The following is an 11,778-nucleotide window of genomic DNA, read 5'->3' on the forward strand; positions in this document are numbered from 1 at the left end:
GCCGGGCGCCGAGACGTGAGTCGTTGCGGAAATCGCGAGGTGGATTCCCGCAACGACTCACCTCTCGGGCGGCGTTAGGTGCGGCGAGGCTACTTCTTGTCCTTCTTCTCGGTGTCACCGGAGAGCGCGGCGATGAAGGCCTCCTGGGGGACCTCCACACGTCCCACCATCTTCATGCGCTTCTTGCCCTCCTTCTGCTTCTCGAGCAGCTTGCGCTTGCGGGTGATGTCGCCGCCGTAGCACTTCGCCAGGACGTCCTTGCGCATGGCGCGGATGTTCTCGCGGGCGATGATGCGGGCGCCGATGGCCGCCTGGATGGGCACCTCGAACTGCTGACGCGGGATCAGCTCGCGCAGGCGGCCGGCCATCATCGTGCCGTAGGCGTACGCCTTGTCGCGGTGCACGATCGCGCTGAAGGCGTCGACCGTCTCGCCCTGCAGCAGGATGTCGACCTTCACCAGGTCGGCCTCCTGCTCGCCGAAAGGCTCGTAGTCGAGCGACGCGTAACCGGCGGTGCGGCTCTTCAGCTGGTCGAAGAAGTCGAAGACGATCTCGCCGAGCGGCATCGTGTACCGGATCTCCACGCGGTCCTCACCGAGGTACTCCATGCCGAGCAGCGTTCCACGGCGGCCCTGGCAGAGCTCCATGATCACGCCGACGTAGTCCTTCGGGGCGAGGATCGCCGCTTTGACGATCGGCTCCTCCACCTTGTCGATCTTGCCGCCCGGGAACTCGCTCGGGTTGGTGACCGTGACGACCTTCTTGTCCTCGGTCGTGACCTCGTAGACCACGCTGGGGGCCGTGGTGATCAGGTCGAGGCCGAACTCACGCGAGAGCCGCTCGGTGATGATCTCCAGGTGCAGGAGGCCGAGGAAGCCGCAGCGGAAGCCGAAGCCGAGGGCCACCGACGTCTCCGGCTCGTACACGAGCGCGGCGTCGGAGAGCTTGAGCTTGTCGAGCGCTTCGCGCAGTTCCGGGTAGTCACTGCCGTCGATCGGGTACAGACCCGAGAACACCATCGGCTTGGGCTCGGTGTAGCCGGGGAGGGCGTCGGTCGCGGGCTTGGCCGCCGACGTCACGGTGTCACCCACCTTCGACTGCCGGACGTCCTTCACACCGGTGATGAGGTAGCCGACCTCGCCGACACCGAGGCCCTTCGAGGGCGTGGGCTCCGGCGCCGAGACGCCGATCTCGAGGATCTCGTGCGTGGCCTTGGTCGACATCATCTGGATGCGCTCGCGCGGACTCAGCTTGCCGTCCACCATGCGCACATACGTCACCACCCCGCGGTAGCTGTCGTACACCGAGTCGAAGATCATCGCGCGCGCCGGGGCGTCGGCCGCGCCCACGGGCGCCGGGATCTCCTGCACGACCCGGTCGAGGAGGGCCTCCACGCCGAGGCCGGTCTTGCCCGACACGCGCAGCACATCCTCCGGCCGACCGCCGATCAGGCTCGCGAGCTCCTGCGCGTACTTGTCCGGGTCGGCAGCGGGAAGGTCGATCTTGTTGAGGACCGGGACGATCGTGAGGTCGTTCTCGAGTGCGAGGTAGAGGTTCGCGAGGGTCTGCGCCTCGATTCCCTGGGCGGCGTCCACGAGCAGGATCGCCCCCTCGCACGCGGCGAGCGAGCGGGACACCTCGTACGTGAAGTCCACGTGGCCCGGAGTGTCGATCATGTTGAGCGCGAAGGTCTCGCCGTCGAGTTGCCAGGGCATGCGGACCGCCTGGCTCTTGATCGTGATGCCGCGCTCGCGCTCGATGTCCATGCGGTCGAGGTACTGGGCCCGCATGTCGCGGTCCGAGACCACCCCGGTGATCTGCAGCATGCGGTCGGCCAGCGTCGACTTGCCGTGGTCGATGTGCGCGATGATGCAGAAGTTGCGGATGGAGGCCGGGTCGGTCGCGGCGGGCTCGAGGGGCTTCAGGGCTCGTGGTGACATTGTGGGCTCATTCTCCCATGAACCCCCTGCCCGGCTCGAACGAGCGGGCGGCTATTCGAAGCGCTCGCCGCGCTCGACCACGTGGCCGGCGCCGTCCTCCCACCGGTAGACCTCGGCACCCTCGATGAAGACGTGCTCGGCGCGGGAGTTGACGTCGAGCGGATCGCCCGACCAGACGACGACGTCGCCGTCGCGGCCCGGCACGAGAGCTCCTACGCGGTCGTCGAGCCCGAGGAACGAAGCCGGGTTCACCGTGAGCGCCTCCAGCGCCGTCTCGCGCGGCAGGCCTTCCTTCACCGCGAGCGACGCCTGGTGCACGAGGAAGTTGATCGGCACGACGGGATGGTCGGTCGTGATCGCCACGCGCACACCGGCGGCCGCGATCAGAGCCAGGTTGCCGATGGCGCGGTCGCGCAGCTCCACCTTCGAGCGCGACGTGAACATCGGACCGAAGATGACCGGGATGTCGCGCTCGGCGAGCACATCGGCGATCTTGTGCGCCTCCGTGCCGTGATTGACGACCAGGCGGTAACCGAACTCGTCGGCCAGCCGGATCGCCGTCGCGATGTCGTCGTGACGGTGCGTGTGCTGGTCCCAGACCAGCTCTCGGTCGAGCACCCTCGCCAGCGTCTCCTTGGTGAGGTCGCGCGCGAAGCTCTTGCCGTCGCGCTCCGCCTCGGCGCGTGCGGCGGCGTAGTTCTGGGCGTCCACGAACGCCTGGCGGATGATCATCGCGACGCCCAGGCGCGTGCTCGGGGTCTGGTTCTTGCCGCCGTAGACGCGCTTCGGGTTCTCGCCGAGCGCCGACTTCACACTGACGGCCTCCTTGATCACCTGCTCGTCGATCGTGCGCCCGCCCCAGCTCTTGATCGCAACCGTCTGGCCGCCGATCGGATTGCCGGAACCCGGCTTGACCACGATGGACGTGACACCGCCGGCGAGCGCGTCGCGGAAGCCCTCGTCGTCGATGTTGACGGCGTCGATGGCCCGCACGGCCGCCGTGTTCGGGGCGGTCATCTCGTTGGTGTCGTCGCCGGCGGGACCGTTCGCCTCCTCGTGGATGCCGACGTGGCCGTGCGCCTCCACGAACCCCGGGAGCACCCACTTGCCGCCAGCGTCGACGACGCGGACCCCGGACGGCACCGTCAGCTCCGAGGACCGACCCACCGCCGTGATCCGACCGGATTCGACGAGAACCGTGCCGTTCTCGATCGGGTCGCCCAGAACGGGGACGACGTACGCGTTGACGATGGCGATGCTCGATGCGGTCATGGCTCCGAGCCTACGCTCGCCGGGAATGCGGGCGGGGATCGCGCGTTGTCCACTGGTATGAGCATTCTCCTGACCGGCGCGACCGGCTACATCGGATCCTCCGTCCTCCCCCGCCTCCTCGACGAGGGGCACGCTGTGACCGCGCTGGTGCGCGACGAGTCGAAGGCGCAGCTCGTACGCGACGCCGGCGCGACGGCCGTCGTCGGCGACGCCACCGACAGCGCGCTCGTGACGCGGCTCGCCCGGGAGAGCGACGGTGTCGTGCACCTCGCATCGGGCCGCGACGTCGACCCGGTGTTCATCGCGGCCGCGCTCGAGGGCCTCGCCGGCACCGGCAAGCCGTTCGTGCACACCGGCGGGATCTGGACGTACGGCTCGAACCAGGACATCACGGAGGACTCCCCCGCTGCTCCGCCGGCGATCACGGCATGGCGCGGAGCGAACGAAGCGGTCGTGCTGGGCGCGGAGGGCGTGCGCGGCGCGGTCGTCGTGCCGTCGATCGTCTACGGACACGGTCGGGGTCTGGCGCGCGTGATCGTGGACGCACCGCTCGGGTCGGGGGTCGCCCCGGCGCTCCGGCTCGTCGGCGACGGCTCGCAGCACTGGGCCACCGTCCACGTCGACGACCTGGCGGCCCTGTACGTCCTCGCGCTGGAGAACGGCGCGGCCGGCGAGGTGTACATCGGGGCGGCCGGCGCGAATCCCACCGTTCGCGAGCTCGGCGAGCTCGCGGCACGGGCCGCTGATGTCGCGGGCGACGTGGCGGCGGAGACCGTCGAGGAGACATCGGAGCGGCTCGGCGCCGGGCTCGCGGAGGCGCTGCTGCTCGACCAGCAGGCGCGCGGGACGAAGGCGCGCATCGACCTGGGCTGGGAGCCGAACGGGCCGACCCTCGCGGACGAGATCGCGACCGGCAGCTACGCGCCGGAACTCGCGCGCGGCTGATCCGGCTGCGCAGCCACGTTTTGGTCAGGACGCCGCCCGCTGCTAAAGTTGTTTGTTGGCTTGCGTGTGGGTTCTTCCGCACGAACGCCGCGAGGCGCCCTCTCTCGCTGAGCGGCACATCCGATACTCACTTCGAACGAAAGTAACCATCCGTGGCAAACATCAAGTCGCAGATCAAGCGCAACAAGACCAACAAGAAAGCGCAGGAGCGCAACAAGGCGGTCAAGAGCGAGCTGAAGACGGCCATCCGCGCCACGCGCGAGGCCGTCGTCGCCGGCGACAAGGAGAAGGCGACCGCGGCGCTGCGTCTCGCCGCCAAGAAGATCGACAAGGCCGCCAGCAAGGGCGTCATCCACAAGAACCAGGCGGCGAACCGCAAGTCGGCCATCGCCAAGCAGGTCGCCGCGCTCTGAGCAGCGACCACTCGCGGGACCTGTCCCGCGCCGCGACGAGCCCCCGCACCGTGACTCACGGGAGCGGGGGCTCGCTGCATGGTGCGGGAGTGCCCGCGCTCAGCCGCTGACATCGGCGCCGAGGGGCACGACCGACTCTGGAGGGGCGGAAAGTCGGAGCGGAAGTGTGTCTGTGCGGAGGGAGAGGGGCGCGCGGCTACGCGCGGCCGCGCGCGCTGACGATGCGGATCATGCGCTCGAGCGCGAACACGGGGTCACGGCCGCCGCCTTTCACGTTGGCGTCGGTTTCGGCGAGCACCTCGATGCAGCGGCCGAGGCCGTCCTCTGTCCAGCCGGTCAAGTCGCGGCGCGCGCGGTCGACCTGCCACGGCGCAAGCCCGAACTGCTGCGCCAGCTGGCCTGAGCCGCCCCGTGCGCCCGACAGCTTGGCCATCGTGCGGAGCTTGCTGGCGAACGCCGCCACCATCGGCACCGGATCGGCGCCGGACGCGAGCGCATGGCGCATCGTGACCAACGCCTCGCCGTGACGTCCGGCGATGGCCGCGTCGGCGACCTGGAACGCGTTGGTCTCGACCCGGCCTCCGTAGTACTTGTCGACAGTGGCTTCGGTGATCTGTTCCGCCGAGTCGGAGAGCAGCTGCTGACAGGCTGCGGCGAGCTCGGCGAGGTCGTCGGTGAACGCGGAGGTGAGCGACCGCAGGGCGCCCGGTGTGATGCGACGGCCTGCCGCCGCGAACTCCGACTGCGCGAACTCGTACTTCTCGGCATCCTTCTTGAGCTCGGCGCAGACCACCTCGACGCCACCACCGGTGCCCGCCCGGATCGCGTCGAGCAGCTTCTTGCCGCGCACCCCGCCGGCATGCCGGAGTACGACCACGGTTCCGTCGGCCGGAGCGGTGAGGTAATCGAGCATGTCGGAGAGGAAGCCGTCCCCGGTCTTCTCGACCCCATCGACTCGGATGAGTCGCGGCTCGCCGAACAGGGAGGGGCTCGCGAGGGTGAGCAGCTCCCCCGGCGCGTAGTCGGCCGCCGAGATGTCGCTGACCTCCAGGCTGGGATCCTCCTGCTTGAGAGCGTCGCGCAGCATCCGCGTGGCGCGCTCGGCGAGGAAGCCTTCCGTTCCCGATACCAGCACCACGGGGGCCGGACGGATCTGGTTCCAGGCGAGCTGAGGAATCGCGCTCTTCGCCGCTGCCGTGCCTGTGCGCCCGCGCGAGCCGCCCCTGCTGTTGCTTCGTGTCGCCACGTTCCTCCTCGTCCGTAACCAGGATACGGGCGACCACCGGCACTCTCCGCAGGCGCGGTCCGGGCCGCGGGCTCGGTCTGAGTCACGGGGTGCTCGACCCACACGACCGGACCGGCTTCGGACGGCGACACCAGCAGCATGCCCGACCGGTCGGTGCGCGCCACCGCTGCTCCGCTTTCCTGCAGCATCGTGAGCGCCTTGCGTGTCGGGTGACCGTACCCGTTCTCGGCGCCGACGGAGAGGAGCGCGAGCCGGGCGTGCAGGCTGTCGTAGAGCGTGGCGCTCTGATCGGCCGACCCGTGATGGGCGACCTTGACGACATCGACGCGGGCCGCGGCCCCGGCCGGCGCTGAGGCGACGAGGGCTTCCTGCTCGCGCTCCCCGAGATCGCCGAGGAACAGCGCGCTGAGTGTTCTGCTCTGGGCGCGCACGACCAGGCTGCCTGCATTCCCGCTGAGCTGAGAGGCGCCGGGCGCGGCGGCGGGAGGCCAGACGATCCGCCATCCGATACCGCCGAGTTCGCCCGACATCCCCTCGTGCCCGTGCTCGACACGGAGGCCCGCCGCTGCCAGGCGTTGCAGGAGCGCCCGGTCGGCGGCGCGGTCGGGTTCGCCGACGATGACCCGGTCGGTCCGTTGGATCACGGCATCCACCCCGCCGGCGTGATCGGCGTCGTAATGGGTCAAGAGCACCCACTCGAGACGCCTGAGGCCGAGGGCGTCCAAGCAGGCGGTCACCGCTTCGGGGCGCCGCCCCACGTCGATGAGGGCCGCTCGGTCGCCGTCGCGCAGCACGAGCGCGTCGCCCTGACCGACGTCGCACGCTGCGATCAGCCAGGCATCGGGTCTGCTGAGCGCTCGCCCGAGTTCTGCGCCGCCGAGGGAGCCCACGTAGACCACGCCGCCCCCGACGAGCGCGATCGCCGCCGACGAAGCGAACACGCGCGGCACTCTGCGGCGCGATGCCACGAGCGCGACGGCGACCAGCACCAGCACGCAGAGCACGACGCCGGGCATCCCCTCCGGCCACGGCAACGCGGCCCCGGGCAGGCCGGCCGCGAACCGCGCGACCAGGGCGATCCATGCCGACGGGACCCAGGCGACCCAGACCACCAGCTGACCCACGGCAGGAGCCCAGGGAAGCAGGAGGCACGCCACGCAGCCGAGCACCGTGGCGACGGGTGCGGCCGGCTCAGCGACGAGGTTCGCCGGGACGCCGAACAACGGCAGCGTGGGCGTCAGCAGGATGAGCACCGGCTGACAGGCGAGCTGCGCTGCGGTCGGCACAGCGAGGGCCAGCGCGATGCCCGGGGGCAGCCAGCGCGACAGAGCGGCCGTCAGCGGCCGGGCGAGCAGCAGCAGACCGGCGGTCGCGAGAGCCGAGAGCGCGAAGCCGTAGTCACGTGACAGCCAGGGGTCATGGACGAGCAGCACGATCACCGCCAGGAACAGCGCAGGCAGCCCGTCCGCGACCCGGCCTCGCGCAAGCCCGACGAGCACGACCGCCGCCATCGCCGCGGCGCGCAGGACGCTGGCGCCTGGGCCGACGAGGGCGACGAAAGCGGCGAGTGCGGCAGCGGCCGTCGCGATGCGCGCCCGGCGCCCGAGGCCGACGCCGCGCGCCAGCAGGAACATCAGCCCCGTGACCAGCGCGCAGTTCGCTCCGGATACGGCGGTCAGGTGGCTGAGCGCGGATGCCTTCATGGCGTCGTCGAGGTCGGCCTGGACCGCGGTCTCGTCGCCGATCGCGAGCCCGGGAAGCAGGTCGCCGCCGTCGCCCGGCGTCACCGCTGCCGCCGTCGCGAACGCGCTCCGCACCGGCACCGCCCAGGCCAGCCACACCGGCGGCGGTTCGCGGACCTCCGGGGTCGCCGTGGCGAGAAGGGTGAACGTAGTCGCCTCGCCCGGGTCGTTCGAGCGGACGGACACGAGTGCCGTGATGACCGCGCCGAGCGGATACGCCTGCACCGCGCGCGCATCGCCCGGCACGACGAGCGATCCCGGCACTCCGCCACCGACCTGCTCGGGCCGGCGCCGTGCGGCCATGGCCGGGCCGTCTCCGGTCTCGGCCGTGACCGTGGTTCCCCGCAGCCGCCAGCGCTCGACGCCGTCGAACCCGGCGCCGGACCGCCGCGGCGAACTCTCCACCCGGACGGCGACCTCGACGCTCCGATGCTCCCGCACCGCGGCCTCTAGTTGTGCATCCGTTCGCTGCGGCGCCTGCACGGCGATCACGGTGGCCCCGAGCGCTGCCACCGCGAGGGCCACTGCGACCGTCGCATACCCACCGCCGCGCCGGAAACGGTGCGGTCCGGCCCCGATGCGGCGACCCCGCCGCGCCTCGCCGCGCCGTCCCTGCCGAACGGGCGCGCCGCTCCGGCGGCTGACGCGTCGGGAGGCGCAGGCCAGGGCGGCGATCGCGAGTACCGCCGCGCAGAGCGCGACCGCCGGCATGGCGGCACTCACGCCGATCCCGATGCCGCAGCACAGCCACAGGGCCGCCGCTGGGCCGGCCAGGCGAAGATCGGGCATCAGACAGTCACCCTGTCCTTGAGCCCGTCGAAGATCTTGTCTCCGACACCCGTCACGTTCCGAAGGTCGGTGACGGCCGCGAAGCGCCCGTTCGCCTCCCGCCACTCGATGATGCGCTGCGCGAGCGCCGGACCGATCCGCGGCAGGGTCTCGAGTTGCGCGGCGGTCGCCCGGTTCAGATCGACGAGACCACCCGCGCCTGCGCTGCCCGGTGCGGCCTCCGACACGGAACCGTTCGCCGGGGCTGCTTCACCGAGGACCGGAACGCGAAGCTGCTCGCCGTCCTGCACCGGTCGCGCGAGGTTCACTCCCCCGGGATCGGCCGATTCGGCGAACCCTCCGGCCGCCTCCACCGCGTCGACCACGCGAGAACCGGCCGGGACGCGGATCAGCCCCGGCCGGGCGACCGCTCCGGAGACGTGGACATAGAGCTCGTCCGCTGCCGGACCGGAGCCACCGGGAGAACCCGACGCACCCGGAGAACCCGACGCACCCGGAGAGGCTGAGGCGCCCGGCGACCCCGACGAGCCGGCCGACGGCAGATCGATCGTGCGACCGCCCGTCATCCCCGACACCACTGCGGCGACGACGAAGGCCGCGATCAGCAACACGGTCGCCGCCCCGACGCCGACTCGCACGGTGCGTGACAGCACACGCTCTGCACCCTCCGCTCGATGTCGCATTCCCCCACGCTAGGGACGCGGAGTGCTCGGCTCCGCCGCGCGCCGGCAACCGGTGGACAACGCGAACGGCGGTCCTCCTGGGGAGGACCGCCGTTCGAAGGTGAGGACGCGGCTCAGCCGCGCGTCGCGATGTTGACCAGGCGCGGTGCGCGCACGATCACGTTGACGATCTCGCGGTCACCGACCGACCGGGTGACGGCCTCGGAACCGCGCGCCAGCGCCTCCAACTCGTCCGTGGAGATCTTCGGCGAGACCTCCACACGGTCGCGGACCTTGCCGTCGACCTGGAACACCGCGACCACGGCCTCCTCGATCAGCAGCGTCGGGTCGGCCTTGCGCCAAGGCACCAGCGCGACGGATGGCTCGTAGCCCAGCTTCTGCCACATGTCCTCCGCCGTGTAAGGCGCGAACAGGTTCAGGGCCATGGCGGTCACCTCGGCGGCCTCGCGCACCGCCGCATCGCCCGGGCCCGGCACGCCGTCGATGGCCTTGCGGGTGGCGTTCACCAGCTCCATCAGGCGCGCGACGACGACGTTGAACTTGAACGCCTCCACCAGACCCGGCGCGTCGGCCAGGAAACGGTGCGTGACGCGCCGCAGAGCCGGATCCCCCGACTTCCAGACCACGTCAGGCGCACTCGTCACGTCGTGCGCGACGCGCCAGGCGCGCGCCAGGAACTTCGCGCTCCCCGCCGGCGACACATCGGCCCAGTCGATGTCGTCCTCCGGCGGGCCGGCGAACGCCATGGTCAGACGCACCGCATCGACCCCGTGCTCGTCCAGCTGCTCGGACAGCTTCACCAGGTTGCCGCGCGATTTGCTCATCGCGGAACCGTCCATGAGGACCAGACCTTGGTTGAGCAGCGCCGTGAACGGCTCGGTGAAGCTGATCGAGCCCATGTCGAACAGCACCTTGGTGATGAACCGGGCGTACAGCAGGTGCAGGATCGCGTGGGTCACGCCGCCGACGTACTGGTCGACGGGCGCCCACTTCTCGGCCTCCTTGGGGTCGAACGCCTGGGTGGAGTCGTTCGGGTTCAGGAAGCGCAGGAAGTACCAGGAGCTGTCGACGAAAGTGTCCATCGTGTCGGTGTCCCGCTTGGCGGGGCCGCCGCAGCTGGGGCAGGAGACGTTGACCCAGTCGGTCGCACCGCCCAACGGGCTGGTGCCCTTCGGCTGCAGGTCCAGACCCTCGGCGGAGGGCAGCAGCACGGGCAGCTCGGAATCGGGCACCCGGACCTCACCGCACTGCTCGCAGTGGATGATCGGGATCGGCGTGCCCCAATAGCGCTGACGGGAGATCAGCCAGTCGCGCAGCCGGAAGTTCTTGGCCGGTGCGCCCAGGCCAGAGGCCTGCAGGGCCTCCGTGACGCGCCGGATGGCGTTCGACTTGCTCAGACCGTCGAACGGGCCCGAGTTGATCAGCCGGCCCTCACCGGTCAGCGCGACCCCGGTCTCGGACGGGTTCTCCAGCGGAGCGTCGTCGGGCAGGATCGGCTCACCGGTGACCGGATCGGTGTGGATGACCGGGATGGCGCCGGTGACCGGCTGCGTGGTGTCCACGACGATCCGCACCGGCAGGTCGAAGGCGCGGGCGAAGTCCAGGTCGCGCTGGTCGTGCGCGGGCACGGCCATGATCGCGCCATGACCGTAGTCGCTCAGCACGTAGTCGGCCGCCCAGATCGGGATGCGCTCGCCCGTCAGCGGGTTGACCGCGTGACGTTCCAGGAACACGCCGGTCTTCTCGCGGTCGGTGCTCAGGCGGTCCATCTCGGTGGTGCCGCGCACGGTCTCCAGGTACTGGTCGAAGCGCGCGCGGACCGCCGGGCGGGCGTCGGCCACCAGCTCGGCGGCCAGGTCGGAGTCGGGTGCGACCACCATGAAGGTCACGCCGTACAGCGTGTCGGGGCGCGTCGTGTAGACCGTGACCGGCTCGTCGCGGCCCTCGATGGTGAACTGCACGTCGGCTCCGGTGGAGCGGCCGATCCAGTTGCGCTGCATCGACAGCACCTTCGCGGGCCACGCGCCCTCCAGCTGGTTCAGGTCGTCCAGCAGGCGATCGGCGTAATCGGTGATCCGGAAGTACCACTGGGTCAGCTTCTTCTTGGTGACCAGATTGTCGCAGCGCTCGCACCGGCCGTTGACGACCTGCTCGTTGGCCAGAACGGTCTGGTCGAAGGGACACCAGTTGACCTGCGAGGCCTTGCGGTAGGCCAGGCCCTTCTCGTGGAGCTTCAGGAACAGCCACTGGTTCCAGCGGTAGTAGCCGGGATCGCTCGTCTGCAGCACGCGGTCCCAGTCGAAGCTGGGCGCGTAGCGGCGCATGGAGGCCTTCTGCTGGGCGATGTTGTCGTTGGTCCAGCCCGCGGGGTCCAGCCCGCGCTTGATCGCCGCGTTCTCGGCGGGCAGGCCGAAGGAGTCCCAGCCGATGGGGTGCAGCACGTTGAAGCCCTGGTGCCGCCAGTAGCGGGCGACCACGTCGCCCAGCGCGTAGGCCTCCGCATGACCCATGTGCAGGTCGCCGGAGGGGTACGGGAACATGTCGAGCACGTACTTGCGCGGCCGCTTGTCGTCGGGGTCGGCTGTGGAGAACGGCTTCAGCTCGTCCCAGACCGGAAGCCACTTGTTCTGGATCTCGGCGAAGTCGTAGTGCGCTCCGGCCTCGCGGACCGGTGTTGTCGCTGAATCGTGCTCGTGTGCCACTGGACTCTCTCTCGGATGTCGCCGCGGCCGGACCGGCCTCGCGGCG

At 70.6% G+C, this 11,778-nt stretch carries 8 protein-coding genes and 1 pseudogene; 3 read left to right on the forward strand and 6 right to left on the reverse strand.

The features are described 5' to 3' along the window. Nucleotides 1-89: 89 nt before the first annotated feature. Together lepA and Q0Q23_RS00125 are read right to left on the reverse strand one after the other, a co-directional pair. On the reverse strand, nucleotides 90-1,940 hold the full coding sequence (lepA, locus tag Q0Q23_RS00120) for a translation elongation factor 4 (protein WP_295117456.1): 1,851 nt from the start codon (nucleotides 1,938-1,940) through the stop codon (nucleotides 90-92). A 51-nt stretch (nucleotides 1,941-1,991) separates the two neighbouring features. Further along, nucleotides 1,992-3,212 carry an amidohydrolase gene (locus tag Q0Q23_RS00125; protein ID WP_295117460.1) on the reverse strand — a complete coding sequence of 407 codons (1,221 nt, stop codon included), beginning with the start codon at nucleotides 3,210-3,212 and terminating at the stop codon, nucleotides 1,992-1,994. A 57-nt stretch (nucleotides 3,213-3,269) separates the two neighbouring features. Between Q0Q23_RS00125 and Q0Q23_RS00130 the strand changes: the two genes are divergently transcribed. After that, nucleotides 3,270-4,157 carry an NAD-dependent epimerase/dehydratase family protein gene (locus Q0Q23_RS00130; protein ID WP_295117463.1) on the forward strand — a complete coding sequence of 296 codons (888 nt, stop codon included), beginning with the start codon at nucleotides 3,270-3,272 and terminating at the stop codon, nucleotides 4,155-4,157. 152 nt (nucleotides 4,158-4,309) lie between these two features. Further along, nucleotides 4,310-4,570 (forward strand): 30S ribosomal protein S20, encoded by a 261-nt coding sequence (rpsT, locus tag Q0Q23_RS00135; protein ID WP_179605938.1) that lies wholly within the window; start codon nucleotides 4,310-4,312, stop codon nucleotides 4,568-4,570. A 196-nt stretch (nucleotides 4,571-4,766) separates the two neighbouring features. Here the strand turns inward: rpsT and holA are convergent, their stop codons facing one another. Further along, a complete protein-coding gene (gene holA, locus Q0Q23_RS00140) occupies nucleotides 4,767-5,816 on the reverse strand; it encodes a DNA polymerase III subunit delta (protein WP_295117468.1) in 1,050 nt (349 codons plus the stop codon). Nucleotides 5,817-6,025: 209 nt separating this feature from the next. Between holA and Q0Q23_RS00145 the strand changes: the two genes are divergently transcribed. Further along, nucleotides 6,026-6,169: a hypothetical protein gene (locus tag Q0Q23_RS00145; RefSeq protein WP_295117472.1), complete on the forward strand. Its 144-nt coding sequence runs from the start codon at nucleotides 6,026-6,028 to the stop codon at nucleotides 6,167-6,169. 159 nt (nucleotides 6,170-6,328) lie between these two features. Here Q0Q23_RS00145 and Q0Q23_RS19960 read toward each other — a convergent pair. The 3 genes and pseudogenes from Q0Q23_RS19960 to leuS form a co-directional block, all read right to left on the reverse strand. Continuing rightward, nucleotides 6,329-8,347 (reverse strand): annotated as a pseudogene (locus Q0Q23_RS19960) (ComEC/Rec2 family competence protein); the annotation flags it as partial. Continuing rightward, nucleotides 8,347-9,030: a helix-hairpin-helix domain-containing protein gene (locus Q0Q23_RS00155; RefSeq protein ID WP_295117474.1), complete on the reverse strand. Its 684-nt coding sequence runs from the start codon at nucleotides 9,028-9,030 to the stop codon at nucleotides 8,347-8,349. The gene Q0Q23_RS00155 and the pseudogene Q0Q23_RS19960, both read right to left, overlap by 1 nt. A 113-nt stretch (nucleotides 9,031-9,143) precedes the next feature. Beyond that, nucleotides 9,144-11,732, reverse strand: a complete 2,589-nt coding sequence (gene leuS, locus Q0Q23_RS00160) for a leucine--tRNA ligase (RefSeq protein WP_295117477.1) — start codon at nucleotides 11,730-11,732, stop codon at nucleotides 9,144-9,146. Nucleotides 11,733-11,778 lie beyond the last annotated feature (46 nt).

The sequence above is a fragment of the uncultured Leifsonia sp. genome, from assembly GCF_945957465.1.
Lineage (GTDB): Bacteria > Actinomycetota > Actinomycetes > Actinomycetales > Microbacteriaceae > Leifsonia.